Consider the following 17,766-nt stretch of genomic DNA (forward strand, 5'->3'; position numbering starts at 1 on the left):
CCCAGACGAGCGGCGCTTAGAGAACTTCCAGCAGCTCGATGTCGAACACCAGCACGCTGTGCGGCGGGATGCTGCCGACGCCCTGCTCGCCGTAAGCCAGTTCGCTCGGCACATAGAGACGCCACTTGCTGCCGCAGTTCATCAACTGCAGGGCCTCGGTCCAGCCGGCGATGACGCCGCCCACCGGGAACTCGGCCGGCTGGCCGCGCTCGTAGGAGCTGTCGAAGACGCTGCCGTCGATCAGGGTGCCGTGGTAATGGGTACGCACGGTGTCTTCGTGGGAAGGTTGGGCGCCTTCGCCGGCAGTCAGCACTTCGTATTGCAGGCCGGAGGCCAGTACGGTGATGCCGTCGCGCTTGGCGTTCTCGGCGAGAAAGGCCAGACCGGCCCCTGCCGCTGCTTCGGCCTTGGCCTGAGCGTCGGCTTGCATGACATCGCGGATCACCTTGAAGCTGGCCGTCAGATCGGCTTCGCTGACGCGGCTCGGCAACCCGGCGTACGCATCGGAGATGCCGGCGATGATGGCTTCCAGGCTCGCACCGGGCGGCGGATTGTCGCGCAGCTGGCCGCCAAGCTGACGACCGATGCCGTAGCTGACGCGGGTTTCGTCAGTTGAAAGATTGAGTTCGGACATGCAAAGGCTCCGCTGGGCTGAAAAAAGGGCGACCAGCCTAGCACAGCTGCGCCGACCGCCGTACCGTCGCCATGCCCAGGGCGGTGACAGGCCCCGCTGTCAGTGCGATGACGTCGACCCCGGTTTTATCCCTGGATCATCGGGCATGCCGCACATTTCGTCATGCACCTGTGCCTGCACCAGGTGGAGCGACGGCAGTTGCGGCAAGGGCTGCAGCACCTCGCGGGCATGCTCCAGCGAGCGCAGATGGAGGAGATGGCCATGGCCATCTTCCAGCGTGAATGGCTGACCGCTCACGCGCGCTTCCAGCAGGTAATAGTTGCCCCCTTCGAGGGAGATGAGGTTCAACTCATCGACATGCCCGGCGCGGGCATGACTGGAAAGGTCGTGAAGGTTCATGCGGCCACCTCGCGCTAACGACTCGACTCCATAAGAATATAGTCGCTGCAGAAGAGCCGGGACGCTCAAGACAGAAACGCCAGCACCCGTCCGCTTTGCAACGGCCGGACGCTGGCTCAGGCGCAGACGGGGATCAGCGGTTGTGCACAGATCGAGCGCCGTCGCGAGGCCGGCTCCAGGCGATCGCAGCAAGGCGCGCCACTCAAAAAACAGGGGCGTTTAGCGGGCTAAATGACTCCGTTTTTTGTGTAGCGCAACGCCGCAGCGGGCGTTGGGAGGCGGTCACAGTAGGCGAGAGTTTTTCACAGCCTCTCAGTCCGCCTGGTATTTGGTCAGCTTATCCAGATAGCCCATGGCGAAAGCCGAGCCGACGAAGGTCAGGTGAATGATCACGTACCACTTGAGGTAGGCGACCTCATAACTCTTGGCATCCATGAACACCTTGAGCAGATGGATCGATGAAATCGCCACGATCGAGGCCGCCACCTTCATCTTCAGCGAGCCGGAGTCCATCTTGCCCAGCCAGCTGAGCTTTTCGGTGCCCTCGTTGATGTTCAACTGGGACACGAAGTTCTCATAGCCCGACAGCATCACCATCACCAGCAAGCCGCCGACCAGGGCCATGTCGATCAACGACAGCAGGCGCAGGATCAGATCCGCTTCGCTCAGGGCGAAGATGTCCGGCAGGATGTGGTAGACCTCTTGAAAGAACTTGATCGACAGCGCCAGCACTGCCAACGATAGCCCGAAGTAAATTGGCGCCAGCAACCAGCGCGAGGCGTACATCGTGTTCTCGATAAAGCGTTCCATGGGGTCTCGCAAGTGGCCAATAAAGCTGCTGGCGAGTATACCCAGCGTACCCCTTCAGACAAAGGCGCAAGCTAGACAAAGGTGCAGGCAGACAAACACGCAAGTAACAGTCGCGCCATTGCGCTTATCCCCAGCAACTGTGGATAACCTTGTGGGCATACTTGGGATTAAAGCCGCTACGCCAGCTACGACCGGCCTTGCTGGCGGCTGCGCAAAAGACGATCAGATCGAACTCAGTTATCCGGCTGGAACTGGAAACTGCCCTGGTGACCATGACGAGCGCCATTCAGGCGGCGCAACTCGGCCTGGATGTGCAGACGCCAGATCGGCAACTCGGAGCATTCGTCGTAACCCTGGGCAAGCAGGCTTTCGGCGATCCCGACGAGCACCCCTTCGGCCACAACAGGCCCGCAGAATGGGCCTTGCGCCTTGATGGCAGAAGGTTGGGCACCAGACAGGCCGGCGGCACAGATCAATGTCCAGAGCCCCCGATCGCCGGCCAGTGGCAATACCACGCACTCGATACGGGTAACCAGGCCCAGACATTGACGGGTGAGACAGAGGCTGCGCGGCATGGCGGCGGCCCTCATGTGATCAGGCCTTCAGCCTACACCCGCACAGGCGGCCAGGAAAGCCGCCCGTCAGCCCGACATCTGTGGATAACTGTGTGGATGAAATCGCTGCCGGCAGGGCCGCGCCGCAGTACCGCCCCATCCTGCCTGCGGCAGTGCCCGCCGCCGGCCTGGCAGCGGATGATGGCCTCAGGCGGCCGGCTTCTTCGCGCGCGGCTTCTTCTCCTTGGCCAGTGCCACCAGCACTTCGGTCTTCACCTCCTTGTCGTCCTCGGCCATGCCGATTTCGGCGATCTCGCGCAAGCGCTCGACCACCCGAGCATTGACGCTGCCCGGCGGAAACTGACCTTCGGCGTTGGGCGTACCGGCATCTTCGCCGACCAGCAGGCTCAACGCCTCGTCGACCTGGCGCACCGCGTAGACATGGAACGTCCCGGCCCGCACCGCCTGCAGCACCCGCTCGTCGAGCATCAGGGTGGCGACGTTGGAGTGCGGAATGATCGCGCCCTGCTCGCCGGTCAGGCCACGCGCCTCGCACAGGCGGAAGAAGCCTTCGATCTTTTCGTTGGCACCGCCGACCGCCTGCACCTCGCCGAACTGGTTGATCGAACCGGTGATGGCGAAACACTGCTTGAGCGGACGGCGCGACAAGGCGGAAATCAGCGTGCAGACCTCGCCCAGCGAGGCGCTGTCGCCGTCGACATAACCATAGGATTGCTCCAGGGCGATGCTTGCGGAAATCTCCAGGGGAAACTCCTGGGCATAGCGGCTACCCAGGTAGCCGGTGAGGATCATCACGCCCTTGGAGTGGATCGGCTGGCCGAGGTTGACCTCGCGCTCGATGTCGACGATGCCCGAACCGCCGGGGTAGACGGTGGCGGAAATCCGCGCCGGCACGCCGAAGGCCGAGTCGCCGACCTCCAGCACGGTCAGGCCGTTGCACTTGCCGACAGCCGCACCGGCGGTATCGATGAGAATGACCCCCGCCAGCATGTCGTCGATGATCCGCGCCGACACGCGGCCGGTACGGGTCGCCTTGGCTTTCAGCGCGCGCTCGATATGGCCGGCGTCGGTGACCGTCTCATTGGCCAGCTGGCGGATGAAGTCGGCCTCGCTGACCAACTGGAACAGATCGCCGATCCGCGCCGACAGGCGCCCCTGGTGCTCGGCCAGGCGCGCACTGAAGGTCGCCAGACGCGCCACCGCCGCCGCCGTCAGCGGCGCCATGCCTTCTTCCATGGTGCGGGTCTTTATCAACTGGGCAAACTGCTCCAGGCTCTCATTGGCCAGGGGAATGTCCTCGTCGAAGTCGACCAGCACGCGGAACATTTCCTGGAAGTCCGGATCATGATCCTGCAGCGCGTAATACAGCTGGCGGGCGCCGATGATGATGACTTTGACCTGCAAGGGGATGACCTGCGGATTGAGGGTCACGGTGGCGATGCGGCCGAGGTCGCCGAGCGGCGACTCCATCTTCAGCTGGCGCGAATGCAGCGCGCGCTTGAGCGCATCCCAGACGAACGGCTCGCCGAGCATCTTCTCCGCTTCGAGAATCAGAAAGCCGCCGTTGGCCCGGTGCAAGGCGCCGGGACGCAGTTGCCGGTAGCTGGTGTAGAGGGCGCCCTGGTCGGCGTTGTACTCGATGCGACCGAACAGGTTGTCGTAGGTCGGGTGCGACTCGAATACCACGGGTGCGCCGCCCTGCTCATGATGACCGACCACCAGGCTCGGGCAGTACTGCTCTTCGAGCAGCTTGCGGGTCTGCGCATCGGCCTTTTCCACCTCGACCAACTGGTCGATCACGGTCTTCAGCAGGTTGACCTGCACCGCCTGCAGATAGGCGCAGACGCCGGCATTTTCCGCGTACTTCTCCGACAGCGGCGTCAGCAGCGGCTGCAATGCCAGGGTGATGGTTTCTTCATTGAGCTGGCGCAGCTGGTTGCTCGACTCGCGCTTCCACTGCGGCAGGCTGGCCAGTTCTTCGTTGAGCCGTTCTTCCAGGGTGGAGATGTCGAGATGGAAGCGCTCGCGCTCGGCTTCCGGCAACTGGGCGAACTCGGCCTCGTCCAGCGCCTTGCCCTCGAGCATCGGGGTGAAGGCGATGTTGCTGCTGTCGCGGTACAGCGCCACGTTCTTTTCCAGGGCCAGCTTCTCGATCACATCGAGCGCCTGGTCGTAGCGCTTGTTGAAGGCGCGGTCGATGGCGCTCTTCTTCTGCTGATAGGATGGGTGCTCGAAGACCGCCGGGAAGGTCGCCAGCAGGTTGTCGATCAGCTGGTTGATGTCGGCGATGAACGCCCCGGCGCTCCCCGCCGGCAGCTCCAGCGCGCGCGGTTCGCGCGGCTCGTCGAAATGATTGACGTAGACGTGATCCGACGGGGTCGCCAGGCGCTTGGCTTCGGCCTTGAGGTAGCGTTTGACGAACGAGAAACGCCCGGTACCGGGTTCGCCCATGACGAATACGTTGTAACCGGGACGCGGCATCGCCACGCCGAACTGCAGCGCTTCGACCGCCCGCTCCTGGCCCAGCACACCGCGAAATGGTTCCAGGTCATCGGTGTTGGTGAAGGCGAACTGCTCGGGGGCGAACGGACGGGTAAGTGCTTCAGGTGCCAGCCGCAAGTGGGCTGCAACGGAGTCTGGCATTGGTAATCCTTGAACGAGGTAGGGTCTGTTGCCATTTCATCGCGACCGCGCTGAAACGGCAACAGACCTATGGAAATCATGGCCGCATCGGCCGTCATCCACAAGCCGTATGGTTGATTCCAGGCAAGCGGAAAGGCGCCGCTATGCTCTAGAGTGGCTTGGTCATCCGAGGAACCCAACCCATGAGCCTGTTTCAGGAAGTGGCCGTGCTGCTGGCCCTGTCCGCCCTGCTCGGCAGCGTTGCAGTCAAGCTGCGCCAGCCGCTGATCATCGCCTACATCCTGGTCGGCATCATGGCCGGCCCGGCCGTGCTGGGGCTGAGCAGCGAGAATGCCCCATTGGAACTGCTCGCCGAGATCGGTATCACCGTGCTGCTGTTCGTGGTCGGCCTCAAGCTGGACATGCGCCTGGTCCGTACCCTCGGCCCGGTCGCCCTGGCCACGGGGCTGGGCCAACTGACCTTCACCATCTTCTTCGGCTTCCTGCTGTGCAGGCTGCTTGGCCTGGAGTGGCTGACGGCTCTCTATGTGGCGGTGGCACTGACCTTCTCCAGCACCATCATCATCGTCAAGCTGCTGTCCGACAAGGGCGAGATCGACTCCCTGCACGGGCGCATCGCCATGGGCTTTCTGATCGTCCAGGACATCGCCGTGGTCCTGGCGATGCTCGGCCTCAACCTCTACCAACCCGGCAACGAGGAGCACAGCGGCCTGCATCCGCTGGCCCTGGTGGGCACCCTGCTCGGCAGCCTGATCGCGCTGTATCTGCTGATGCGTTTCGCCCTGCCGCGCCTGCTGACGATCATGGCCAGCTCGCCGGAACTGCTGATGCTGATCGCGATCGCCTGGGGCACCCTGTTGGCCGGCGGCGCCGACTCGCTGGGACTGTCCAAGGAAATCGGCGCTTTTCTCGCCGGTTTCTCCCTGGCCTCGACGCCGCTGCGTGAAGCACTGGCCAGCCGCCTGACCAGCCTGCGCGACTTTCTCCTGCTGTTCTTCTTCCTGCACCTAGGCCTGCAGCTGGATTTCGCCCATATCCACGGGCAGATCGGCAGCGCCCTGCTGTTGTCGCTGTTTGTCCTGATCGGTAACCCGCTGATCGTCATGGCCATCATGGGCTGGATGGGCTATCGCAAACGTACCGGCTTCATGGCCGGGCTGACCGTGGCGCAGATCAGCGAATTCTCGATCATCTTCGTCGCCATGGGCATCGGCCTCGGCCACGTCGGCCAGGACGCCCTGGGCCTGACCACCCTGGTCGGCCTGATCACCATCACCCTGTCGACCTACATGATTCTCTACGCCCAGCCGCTGTTTGCCCGCCTGGCACCCTGGCTCGGCCTGTTCGAGCGACATATCGCGCACCGCGAAAATGCCGTGGACAATCCACAGGGCGACGCACAACCGGACGTCATCATCTACGGCATGGGTCGTTATGGCCAGCAACTTGCCAAACAGCTCGAACTCGGCGGAATGCGCGTTCTGGGAGTCGACTTCGACCCGGAAGCGCTGCTCCAGGCGCGCCAGGCCGAGCTCAACGTCTGCTACGGCGACGCCGAAGATGTCGACTTCCTGGCCCACCTACCGCTGCAGCAGGCACGCGCGCTGGTCAGTACCATCCCCCAGCGTGAGGTCAATGCGATTCTGCTCAGAGGCGTTCGCCGCCTGTCCTTCGGCGGCCAGATAACCCTCAGCGCCTTTCGCGAGGGCGATGCCGAAGCGTTCCACCACGCAGGTGCCGCCAGCGTGCTGAGGCCCTATACCGATGCCGCGGAATTCGCCGCCCGGCGACTATTGGAGGAGATCGCCGAAAACATGCCCAGCTAAGGCAGCCAGGCAGCGATTCCGCGCAGCTAGCCTCAGAAGAGACCGAGACGCTTGGCCAGGCGGTTCAGGTTGGCATGATCGATACCCAGGTCCCGGGCAACATCCGCCCACTTGTCCTGATTGCGGGCCAGCGATTCGTTGATCAAGTGCTTCTGGTACTCGCCCATCAGTGTCTTCATGCTGGCGTCGGGGCGGCCTAGGGGAGCCGCTTGCGCTGGTGCACTCGACAAGGGTTCGAGCGCTTGCGCCTCCAGATCCAGGTTGTGTGGTTCGAGGGTGACGATGCGCGGGCGCTCCTAATGCCCGGCCATGGCCTTGAGCACGGCGCGGCCAATCAGATGCTCGAGCTCACGCACGTTGCCCGGCCAACTGTAAGCGAGCTGGGCGCTCTGGCCGACCAGCTCGCGCGGGCGACGACCGTCGGCGGCGCGTTTGTAGACGGCCGCCAGTTGCCGCTGCTCCTCGGCATTGCGCGCCAGCAGGCTGATGCGCTCGCTGGCCATCACGGTGGCTGCAGCCAGGCATTGTCCGCGCCTCCATGGCCTGCTCCGCTAGGGTCTACTCCGGTTCCCGTGCATGCACGGCTTTCACCAGCAGCCACACCTGACCGTGTGGTTTTTTTAGGCTCTGATCCAGGTGTGCGCAACGTCAGCAGTGGGCGCTTGGAGGCGGTCGAGGTAGGCGAGAGTTAGTTCACAATTTCCCAGTTCCGGGCATGGCTTGCCAGGGACGGGACTTTATTGCAGATCGGCACAACGCAGGCAGTACTCGGTGGCCGGCAACACCTGCAAACGCGCCGGCTCGATCGGTTCGCCGCAACGCAGGCAGTCGCCATAGGTGCCGTCGGCCAGCCTCAGCTTGGCCATGCCCACCTGACGCATGCCCTTCTTGGCTTCGGCCAGCAGGGCTTCCAGCACCTCATCGTTTTGCCGTTGCAGGGCCTGTTCGGCAAAATCCGGCGAGTGACTGCGGGCCAAGTCCTGGCTAATCGCACTGGCCCGCGCACTGTATTCGGCGAACAGGGCATCGAGTGCCACTTGGGGATCGAAAGCAGGCATGGACATACTCCTCGGTGGTCAGCGATGAAACAACGCGCGGGCACGACAACTCCCCGCGAGGCACAAGGCAAGGCGTTGCACCTGCCGCCGGCCGGCTCGCAAAGGTGTTAAACGGTCTATTAAGTGTGGACGCTGTCGCACAGTCTGCATAATCGCCGGCGAAAACTTGTGCCAGGAGCCTGTGCCTGGCGGGCCACAGCAGCTTCCGCCCGTTGGCCGGGGCGGCGAATGGGTGCATGCTGATTCAGTAGCGCCAGAACAATGGGCAAGGCCGCAAATCCCATGAAACACAGCTCACCGCAGATTCTCCAGGCCGCCAACGGCAAACCGATCAAGCTCTGGACCCAGGGCGTGCCGGTCGAAGCCCAGGCCCGCCAGCAACTGCTCGATACGGCGCAACTGCCGTTCATCTTCAAGCACCTGGCGGTGATGCCGGACGTACACCTGGGCAAGGGCTCGACCATCGGCAGCGTGATCCCCACCATCGGCGCCATCATCCCGGCCGCCGTGGGCGTGGATATCGGCTGCGGCATGATCGCCGTGCGCACCTCGCTGCAGGCCGGCGACCTGCCGGACAACCTGCACGGCCTGCGCAACGCCATCGAGCAGGCCGTGCCCCACGGCAAGACCTTCGGCCGTCACGACCAGGGCGCCTGGGAGCGCGTGCCGGCCGCCGCGGACCAGGCCTGGAAGGCGCTGGCCGGGCGCTTCGAGGCGATCACCGAGAAGTACCCGCGCCTGGAGAAGACCAACAACCGCGTTCATCTGGGCACCCTGGGCGGCGGCAACCACTTCATCGAGGTCTGCCTGGACGAGCATGACCAAGTGTGGTTCATGCTGCACAGCGGCTCGCGCGGGGTGGGCAATGCCATCGGCACGCTGTTCATCGAACTGGCCCAGGCCGACATGCGCCAGCACCTGGCCAACCTACCGAACAAGGACCTGGCCTACTTCGAGGAAGGCAGCCGCCACTTCGCCGACTACGTGGAGGCGGTCGGCTGGGCCCAGGACTTCGCCCGACAGAACCGCGCGCTGATGATGCAGGCGGTGATCGCCGCGGCGCAGCGCGCGCTCGGCAGACCCTTCGCGGCCAGCCTGGAGGCGGTGAACTGTCACCACAACTATGTGCAGCGCGAACAGCACTTCGGCCGGGAGGTGCTGGTCACCCGCAAGGGCGCGTTATCGGCGCGGCAAGGTGAGCTGGGCATCATCCCCGGCTCGATGGGCGCCAAAAGCTTTATCGTCCGCGGCCTGGGCAACCCGGAGGCGTTCAGTTCCTGCAGCCACGGAGCCGGACGGATCATGAGCCGCACCCAGGCCAAGCGGAGCTTCACGGTCGCGGATCAGGTGCGCGCCACGGCCCATGTCGAATGCCGCAAGGACAAGGCGGTGATCGATGAAATTCCCATGGCCTACAAGGACATCGACGCGGTAATGGCCGCCCAGAGCGAGCTGGTGGAAGTGGTGCACACCCTGCGCCAGGTAGTCTGCGTCAAGGGCTGAGTTCGACCAGCCAAAGCATTGCGCCGGGTCGGTCCGCCAAGAGCAGCCGCGCCGCGTGGGAAGCATATCGAGTAGGGAGCGGGATTACTCCCGCCGCCCTCTCACACCACCGTACGTGCGGTTCCGCATACGGCGGTTCATGGGTGACGCTGAAGGCGCCGCTGGGTATCCAGCAGCGAGATCAAGCCCAAGGCGTCGAAGAAGCGTTTCGGGAAGGCCGCATTCATGTGTGATGCACCCGAGTTCCACCACGGACCTTGTCCGTTTCGGGCCGAGCGCCAGGCACGATCTTCCGTCAGCCGCTGCCGACGCAGCATTGTTGTTCGGCCTTGACGATGCTTTGCTTGCCGCCAGAGCAGGCAGCGCAGTCTTCGTCTCAGCCAACCGTCCAGATTCTCCAGTGCGTTCTTGGTCTGCGTGTACTGGAAGTAGCCGATCCACCCTCGAAGCACCGGATTCAGTATCTCGATGGTATGAGTCAGACTTCTTCCTCGTCCTTGGCGTAGCAGCTCCTTCACCCGTGCCGTTAGCCGTTGCAGGCTTTGCGCCGCGATACGCAGCCGAGCCTGACGCTGGGCCGTCAGGCTATAGCCCAAGAACTTGCGAGTTGACGGCTTGGCGCAGGCACTTTTGGCCCCGTTGATTTGCAGCTTCAGGCGCTCCGCAAGGAACCCCTTCATCTGCTTCAACAGGTGCTCGCCTGCCGCCTTGCTGCGCACGTAGATGTTGCAGTCGTCCGCGTAACGGCAGAAGGCATGGCCACGTCGTTCAAGTTCGCGATCCCAATCGGTGAGCAGAATGTTCGACAGCAACGGCGAGAGCGGCCCACCTTGCGGTGTGCCCTCTCGGCGCTGGGCGACAAGCCCGTCACGCATCAAGCCCGCTTCCAGATAGCGCCGGATCAGCTTGAGCACGCGCGCATCCGTTACCCGCCGGGCAATCCGCGACATCAGGATGTCGTGATTCACCCGGTCGAAGAACTTCTCCAGATCGATATCCACCACCCAGCGGCGGCCCTCCTGCAGGTACTGCTGTGCCGCAAGAACCGCCTGTTGGGCGCTGCGCCCCGGCCTGAAGCCGTAGCTGGATTCGGAGAAGCTCGGCTCGAAGATCGATTGGAGTATCTGCAGCAGCGCTTGCTGGATCAGGCGGTCCAGAACCGTCGGGATACCCAGCGTGCGTACCCCGCCCGCAGGCTTGGGTATGTCTACTGCGCGTATCGCCTGCGGTAGGTACTGCCCGTTTATCAACGCTGCCTTAACGCTTGGCCAGTGTATCTTCAGCCACTCAGCGAACCGCTCGACCGGGAGTCCATCGACTCCCGGTGCGCCTCGGTTGCCGACCACTTTTCGATACGCCAGCCACAGGTTATCTCGATCCGCCACCGCTTCCATCAGCGATGGTTCCCCCGCTTTCGTTTTCCCGGCAGCCGCCGTGAAACCATCGACACCACGATCATTGCCCCCGGAGTTCCGCCCCGGTTCTGCTGTCATGGCTGCGCTTATTCCACGCACTTGTGTCTCATCGGCTTGCATCGAGTCTCTGCCGTCCTAATCGCGGTCACTCATGTTCGGCCCTTCGGTAAAACCGCACCTACTATGGCCTCTGCTGACTTCTGTACGGCCCTCCTCACGCCTCGCGACGTCAGTAGCACTGTGGCAGCCGTACAGATCTCCCCGGGTATGACGCACCCACCTTCACGCTTATGCCTGTCGGATATACGCCGCATCGTTCTGTGCAAGTATCGGGCTTTGGCCTTTTTGGCTGCCTTACCCCGATGCGTCGCCTCGTATCCGCTTCCTGTTCGTCAGGCCAGCGCTTTGCCTCGGGCTTCCTTCAGATTCGCAGTCACCCGCGACACCCTTGCCTCTGGCTAACACTTCCCCTTGCCGGGTGTGTAGAGGACTTTCACCTCCGAGTGAGTGCGCCCTGCCGGGCGCATCAAAAAAAACGGAGCCCGAGGGCTCCGTTGCATGTCGCTAGCGTGGCACTGACTACGCCAGTTTCTTGTGGCGCACTCGGTGTGGCTGGGAGGCGGCGTCGCCGAGGCGCTTCTTGCGGTCGGCTTCGTACTCGGTGTAGTTGCCCTCGAAGAACTCGATGTGCGAATCGTCCTCGTACGCCAGGATGTGGGTGGCGACGCGGTCGAGGAACCAGCGATCGTGAGAGATGACGATGGCCGCGCCGGGGAAGTCGAGCAGCGCTTCCTCCAGCGAACGCAGGGTTTCCACGTCGAGGTCGTTGGACGGTTCGTCGAGCAGCAGGACGTTGGCGCCTTCCTTGAGGGTCAGGGCCAGGTGCAGGCGACCGCGCTCGCCGCCGGACAGATCCTTGACGAACTTCTGCTGGTCGCCGCCCTTGAAGTTGAAGCGGCCGACATAGGTGCGCGAGGGAATCTCGTAGTTGCCGATGCGGATCTGGTCGGAGCCGTTGGAAATCATCTCGAACACCGACTTGCTGCCGTCGAGGTCGTCGCGACTCTGATCCACACAAGCAAGCTGCACGGTGTCGCCGATCTCGATACTGCCCGAGTCCGGCTGCTCCTTGCCCATCAGCATGCGGAACAGGGTCGATTTGCCGGCGCCGTTGCCACCGATCACCCCGACTATGGCGCCCTTGGGCATGCTGAACGACAGGTTGTCGATCAGCGCACGGTCGCCATAACCCTTGCTGACGTTGACGAAGTCGATGACTTTGTCACCCAGGCGCGGGCCGGCCGGAATATAGATCTCGTTGGTTTCGCTGCGCTTCTGGAATTCCTGCGACTGCAGTTCCTCGAAGCGTTGCAGGCGCGCCTTGGATTTCGACTGGCGGGCCTTGGCGCCTTTGCGCACCCACTCCAGTTCTTCCTTCATGGCCTTCTCGTGGGCCGACTGCTGCTTGGATTCCTGGGCCAGGCGGTTGGATTTGGCTTCCAGCCAGCCGGAGTAGTTGCCCTCGTAGGGAATGCCGGCGCCGCGGTCCAGTTCGAGAATCCAGCCGGCGACGTTATCGAGGAAGTAACGGTCGTGGGTGATCGCCACCACGGTACCCGAGAAGTCGTGGAGGAAATGCTCCAGCCAGGCCACCGAATCGGCGTCCAGGTGGTTGGTCGGCTCATCGAGCAGCAGCATATCCGGGGCCGACAGCAGCAGGCGGCACAACGCCACCCGGCGCTTCTCACCGCCGGACAACACGGCGACCTTGGCATCCCAGGCCGGCAGACGCAGGGCATCGGCCGCGACTTCCAGCTGGCGCTCGAGGTTGTGGCCGTCGCTGGCCTGGAGGATGGCTTCGAGCTTGGCCTGTTCGGCGGCCAGCTTGTCGAAATCGGCATCCGGCTCGGCATAGGCGGCGTAGACCTGATCGAGGCGCGCCTGGGCGTCCTTGATCTGGCTGACGGCCTCTTCGACCACTTCGCGCACGGTCTTGTTCGGATCGAGCTGCGGTTCCTGCGGCAGGTAACCGACATTAAGCTCGGGCATCGGACGGGCTTCGCCGTCGAATTCGCTGTCGAGGCCGGCCATGATTTTCAACAGGGTGGATTTGCCCGAACCGTTGAGGCCGAGCACGCCAATCTTGGCGCCAGGGAAAAACGACAGGGAAATGTTCTTGAGGATTTCCCGCTTCGGCGGCACTACTTTGCTCAGCCGGTGCATGGTGTAGACGTATTGGGCCATGAATTACCTTGGTTCTAAGACAGACAACTGAAAAATGGCTGCGGACCGTACGGCAAACGCAGGGCCATGGGTGACGGCATCTGTCAGGCGATAAGCCCTACAGCAGCCGCCAGCCGGTGCCTCAAAATCGCCTGCAACAGTCCCGCGCACGTGCGGCCAAAGCTACCGGAATGCGCCGTGCAGGGCAAACGACGCTCGTCGGCGGGACTGGCACTTCGCCACGGTTATGGCATGCTAGCGCCCCCGCGCGCGCCATTTATCAAGAAGAGACAGGGCCGCCCTGCTTTCATCGAGCCGTAATTGCAGGATCGTTATCAAGTGCCGAGCCCCACATCACCGTCGTTACCGCACGCACCAGGCGAACCGCTGACGCCCCTCCGGCGCAGCTCGATCAAGGGTGCGCTGGTTGCACTGGTGCTGGGCATGCTGGCGTTGTTGCTGTGGCAACTGCAGGTGGAGTCGCGGCAGTTGCTCGACAGCCAGCGCCAGCTCAACCATGAATTCAGTGCACAACTGGCCAACCACCTCAGCCTGAGCATGGAGCTGAAGGCCCAGGCCGGCATGGCGATGCTGCAACAGAACGCCTCGGCGCCAGGCCCAGGCGCGATCGACGAGAACCTGCTGCATGGCCTGCGAGGGGTTTTCAGCAGCCTGCGCGGCCTGGCCTGGCTTGGCCCGCACGGCGATATCCTGGCAGACAGCCAACCCCAGGCGGATGACAGCCTCTCGTTGCCCGACCTGATCCGGCGCAGCAAGGGGGCGGCTTATTACTACGCCTCCAGCCCCCGCGAAGGCGGCCCGATCTACCTGCTGCTGCGGCAGAATCAGGGCAGCAACCCGAGCGGTTACTGGGCCTTGCGCCTGAGCGCGGAAACATTGCGCAACTGGCTGTATCAACACCACCAGAGTCGCTATCGCTGGCAGTTGGAAGACCACCAGGCACAACGCACGATGGCCAGCCAGCAGGGCGACGCTGTCGCCGACGACTCGGGAGCTGCGCCGATAAGCGCGACCGATCTGCAGCAGAGCATTCTCCTGACCCCGCTCACAGGCAGCGACTGGCAACTGCGCGCCCTGTTCGACGAGCGCAGTGCCCGCGCCCAACTGCTATCCGGGCTGACCAGCAAATTCCTGCTGTTCACACTCTGCACCGTACTGACCCTGCTCGCCCTGTACCGCCTGCTGCGCGAACAGCGCAGCCTGCATGAACTCAGTGCGGCCTCGCGGCGCCAAGCGGCCAGCGCGCTGGGGGCCATCGAGGAGCGCGTGCTGGTCACCGACAGCAATGGCCAACTGAGCTACCTCAATCCCCAGGCCGAGAAATTGTTCGGTTTACGCAGCAGCGAGGCGCATAACTGGCACCTGCTGCAACTGCTGCCGCACCTCGATCCGCAGCGACTACAGGACACCAGCGCGCCTAACGAGCTTGAACCCGAGCTGGTCGAGATCAAGCAGGACGGCATGAACCGCCTGTTCGCCATCAGCCGCAGTAGCCTCGGCGAAACCGCGAGGCGCCTGGGCGCTGTCTGGGTGCTGCGCGACGTCACCGAACAGCAGCATGCCACTCGCGTGCTGCAGGAAACCCGCCGGCGCTACCAGGATATCTTCGAAGGCACCGGCACCGCGCTCTGCGTACTGGACCTGGCCGCGCTGCCGGATTACCTGCACCAGCAGCAGGTGCATGACAGCGCGAGCCTGCGACTCTGGCTGCAGGCCAATCCGCCGCGGCATGCTGAACTGCTGCAGCTGATGCGCTTCACCGAGACCAATCAGGTGGCCCTGCGCCTGCTCGGCGTCGACTCCACCGAGCAAGCCTGGCAGCACCTGATCGACAGCGGCCCGCTGCGCGCCGAGGGCTTTCGCGTGCAGCTGCTCAGCGCCCTGCTCGAAGGCGCCGGCCAGCTCGAACTGGAGCGGCGCATCAGCACCCCGCAAGGCCACGAGCGTCACCTGTGGCTGGTGCTGCACCTGCCGGACAGCACCCAAGAACTGAATGCGGTGACCCTGAGCATCAGCGACATCACCAGCCGCAAGCGCATCGAACTGTCGTTGATCGAGCGCGAGCGCTTCTGGTCGGATGTGGTACGCGCGGTACCCGACACCCTCTACGTGCATGACCTGTCGAACAAGCGCGTGCTGTTCAGTAACCACCACCTGGGTCTGCAACTGGGTTACAGCACGATCGAGCTGAGCGCCCTCGGCGAGCGCTTCTGGGAGCACATCCTGCACCCCGACGACAGCGACTATTACTGGCGCATCCGCAGCCTGCAGCAGGTAATCGGCAACGACGTCCTGCTCGAATCGCAACTGCGCGGGCGCCACCGCAACGGTAACTGGCGCTGGTTCAGCATCCGCGAGCAGGCCCTGGCCCGCGACACCCGCGGCCGGGTCAGTCGCCTGATCGGGGTGGCCAAGGACATCACCGAGCAGATCGAAAGCAGCGAATCGCTGCGCAACAGCGAACAGCGTTACCGGCTGCTGGCGGAGGGCACCAGCGACGTGATCTTCTCCACCGACAACGGCCTGCACCTCAACTACGTCAGCCCCTCGGTGGAACCGGTGCTCGGCCATCGACCGGCATGGTTCCTGGCCAACAACCTCCACAGCCTGGCCGCCAACCCGCAGCAACTGGCCGGCCTGTCGATCTTGCTCGATAGGGTGCGCGGCGCGCTCGGCAGCCCGCTACGCATGATCGAGCTGCGCAAGCAGTTCCAGCCGCAACTGTTCATCTTCGACTGCCTGCGCGCCGATGGGCGGAAAATCCCGGTCGAGTTGCGCCTGGTACCGATGTGGGATGAGAACAGCCACTTCGAAGGCCTGCTCGGCGTCGGCCGCGACGTCAGCCAGCAGCGCCGCTCGGAAAAAGACCTGCGCATGGCCGCCACGGTATTCGAGCATTCCACCTCGGCGATTCTGGTCACCGATCCGGCCGGCTACATCGTCCAGGTCAACAAGGCCTTCAGTCGGGTCAGCGGTTATTCCTCGGCCCAGGTCCTCGACCAGTTGCCGGGCATGCTCACCGCCGACCGCCAGCAGGCCAGCCACCTGCATTACGTCCTCAGTCAACTCAATCAGCGCGGCAGCTGGGAAGGCGAAATCTGGCTCAAGCGCCGCGACGGCGAAAGTTTCCCGGCCTGGGTCGGGATCACCGCCGTACAGGACGAAGATGGCGACCTGGTCAGCTACGTGTGCTTCTTCAGCGACATCAGCGAGCGCAAGGCCAGCGAACAGCGCATCCATCGCCTGGCCTACTACGATGCCCTGACCCTGTTGCCCAACCGCACGCTGTTCCAGGATCGCCTGCACACCGCCCTGCAGCACGGTGAACGGCATCAGGAATGGGTGGTGCTGATGTTCCTCGATCTCGACCGCTTCAAACCGATTAACGACTCCCTGGGTCATGCCGCCGGCGACCGCATGCTCAAGGACGTGGCGGTGCGCCTGGAGGCCTGCGTAGACGGCGACGATACCGTGGCGCGCATGGGCGGCGACGAATTCACCCTGTTGCTGCAGCCGGTTGCCATTCGCGAGGGTGCACTGAACCGGGCGATTCATGTCGCCGAGCAGATTCTTGCCTGCCTGGCCCAGCCCTTCGTCCTCGAAGGTCGCGAATTCTTCGTCACCGCCAGCATCGGCATCGCCCTCAGTCCGCAGGACGGCAACGAACTGAGCCAGCTGATGAAGAACGCCGACACGGCGATGTACCACGCCAAGGAACACGGCAAGAACAACTTCCAGTTCTATCAGGCGGACATGAACGCCAGCGCCCTGGAGCGCCTGGAACTGGAACGGGACCTGCGCCACGCCCTCGAACAGCACGAGTTCGTTCTTTACTACCAGCCGCAGTTCTCCGGCAACGGCCAGCGCCTGACCGGCGTCGAAGCCCTGCTGCGCTGGCAGCATCCCGTGCGTGGCCTGGTGCCACCGGATGACTTCATCCCGGTACTGGAAGAGATCGGCCTGGTGGTGCAGGTCGGCGACTGGGTCCTGGCCGAGTCCTGCCGCCAGCTGAAGAGCTGGCACGCAGCGAAGATCCGCGTGCCGAAGATCTCGGTCAACCTGTCGGCCCGGCAGTTCACCGAAGGCGCGCTGGCTCAGCGCATCGCCGCGATCCTCGAAGACAGTGGCGTTGCCCCGGCTTGCGTGGAGCTGGAGCTGACCGAAAGCATCCTGATGCAGGATGTGGCGAGCGCCCTGTGCACCCTCAACGACCTGAAAAGTCTTGGCCTGTGCATCGCCATCGACGACTTCGGCACCGGCTATTCGTCGCTCAACTACCTCAAGCAGTTTCCCATCGACGTGCTGAAGATCGACCGCAGCTTCGTCGACGGCGTGCCCGAAGGCGAACAGGACGCGCAGATCGCCCGCGCCATCATCGCCATGGCCCACAGCCTGAACCTTTCGGTAATCGCCGAAGGCGTGGAAACCCAGGCGCAACTGGACTTCCTGCGCATCCACGATTGCGACGAGGTCCAGGGCTACCTGCTCGGTCGGCCCATGCCCGCCCACCAGTTCGCCGCCCAGTTCAGTGGCGCCGCGCTGTTTATGCTCAGCTAGCGCTGCAAGCTGCCTTGCACATGAACCCCACTTGTCCGTCACATGACTGCGCCGCATACCCCTGTCTAGCCAAGATGGGGTAGAATTTGCCCCCTCTTTCTA

The 17,766-nt window shown here is 63.6% G+C and carries 13 protein-coding genes; 3 read left to right on the forward strand and 10 right to left on the reverse strand.

Going from position 1 to position 17,766, the window contains the following annotated elements:
• Positions 1 to 16 precede the first annotated feature (16 nt).
• From ABZE94_RS08120 to ABZE94_RS08140, 5 genes are all read right to left on the reverse strand, one after another.
• Positions 17 to 634: an FKBP-type peptidyl-prolyl cis-trans isomerase gene (locus ABZE94_RS08120; RefSeq protein WP_372875027.1), complete on the reverse strand. Its 618-nt coding sequence runs from the start codon at positions 632 to 634 to the stop codon at positions 17 to 19.
• 99 nt (positions 635 to 733) lie between these two features.
• Positions 734 to 1,033, reverse strand: coding sequence for a DUF6482 family protein (locus tag ABZE94_RS08125; protein ID WP_372875028.1), 300 nt, complete (start codon positions 1,031 to 1,033; stop codon positions 734 to 736).
• Positions 1,034 to 1,345: 312 nt separating this feature from the next.
• Entirely contained in the window at positions 1,346 to 1,843 is a 498-nt protein-coding gene (locus tag ABZE94_RS08130; protein ID WP_372875029.1) for a TIGR00645 family protein, read from the reverse strand.
• A gap of 233 nt (positions 1,844 to 2,076) precedes the next feature.
• Positions 2,077 to 2,418 (reverse strand): hypothetical protein, encoded by a 342-nt coding sequence (locus ABZE94_RS08135; RefSeq protein WP_372875030.1) that lies wholly within the window; start codon positions 2,416 to 2,418, stop codon positions 2,077 to 2,079.
• Between the two features lie 186 nt (positions 2,419 to 2,604).
• A complete protein-coding gene (locus ABZE94_RS08140) occupies positions 2,605 to 5,061 on the reverse strand; it encodes a Lon protease family protein (protein WP_372875031.1) in 2,457 nt (818 codons plus the stop codon).
• Positions 5,062 to 5,243: 182 nt separating this feature from the next.
• Between ABZE94_RS08140 and ABZE94_RS08145 the strand changes: the two genes are divergently transcribed.
• On the forward strand, positions 5,244 to 6,887 hold the full coding sequence (locus tag ABZE94_RS08145) for a cation:proton antiporter (protein ID WP_372875032.1): 1,644 nt from the start codon (positions 5,244 to 5,246) through the stop codon (positions 6,885 to 6,887).
• A 32-nt stretch (positions 6,888 to 6,919) separates the two neighbouring features.
• Here the strand turns inward: ABZE94_RS08145 and ABZE94_RS08150 are convergent, their stop codons facing one another.
• The 3 genes from ABZE94_RS08150 to ABZE94_RS08160 form a co-directional block, all read right to left on the reverse strand.
• The gene (locus ABZE94_RS08150) at positions 6,920 to 7,066 is read right to left on the reverse strand and encodes a hypothetical protein (RefSeq protein WP_372875033.1); all 147 of its coding nucleotides are present in this window, start codon (positions 7,064 to 7,066) and stop codon (positions 6,920 to 6,922) included.
• Positions 7,067 to 7,183: 117 nt separating this feature from the next.
• Positions 7,184 to 7,390 carry a hypothetical protein gene (locus ABZE94_RS08155; RefSeq protein WP_372875034.1) on the reverse strand — a complete coding sequence of 69 codons (207 nt, stop codon included), beginning with the start codon at positions 7,388 to 7,390 and terminating at the stop codon, positions 7,184 to 7,186.
• 234 nt (positions 7,391 to 7,624) lie between these two features.
• Positions 7,625 to 7,945, reverse strand: coding sequence for a TraR/DksA family transcriptional regulator (locus ABZE94_RS08160; protein WP_372875035.1), 321 nt, complete (start codon positions 7,943 to 7,945; stop codon positions 7,625 to 7,627).
• Positions 7,946 to 8,227: 282 nt separating this feature from the next.
• Here ABZE94_RS08160 and ABZE94_RS08165 point away from each other — a divergent pair, with 282 nt between their 5' ends.
• Positions 8,228 to 9,448, forward strand: a complete 1,221-nt coding sequence (locus ABZE94_RS08165) for an RtcB family protein (RefSeq protein ID WP_372875036.1) — start codon at positions 8,228 to 8,230, stop codon at positions 9,446 to 9,448.
• 137 nt (positions 9,449 to 9,585) lie between these two features.
• Here ABZE94_RS08165 and ltrA read toward each other — a convergent pair whose 3' ends face one another.
• On the reverse strand, positions 9,586 to 10,941 hold the full coding sequence (gene ltrA, locus ABZE94_RS08170) for a group II intron reverse transcriptase/maturase (RefSeq protein WP_372875037.1): 1,356 nt from the start codon (positions 10,939 to 10,941) through the stop codon (positions 9,586 to 9,588).
• 501 nt (positions 10,942 to 11,442) lie between these two features.
• Positions 11,443 to 13,107 (reverse strand): energy-dependent translational throttle protein EttA, encoded by a 1,665-nt coding sequence (gene ettA / locus ABZE94_RS08175; protein ID WP_372875038.1) that lies wholly within the window; start codon positions 13,105 to 13,107, stop codon positions 11,443 to 11,445.
• Between the two features lie 423 nt (positions 13,108 to 13,530).
• On the opposite strand from ettA, the gene ABZE94_RS08180 reads away from it, so the two are divergent.
• Complete coding sequence (locus tag ABZE94_RS08180) at positions 13,531 to 17,664, forward strand: EAL domain-containing protein (RefSeq protein ID WP_372875051.1); 4,134 nt, start codon at positions 13,531 to 13,533, stop codon at positions 17,662 to 17,664.
• Positions 17,665 to 17,766: the final 102 nt, after the last annotated feature.

The organism is Pseudomonas sp., from assembly GCF_041601375.1.
Classification (GTDB): domain Bacteria; phylum Pseudomonadota; class Gammaproteobacteria; order Pseudomonadales; family Pseudomonadaceae; genus Aquipseudomonas.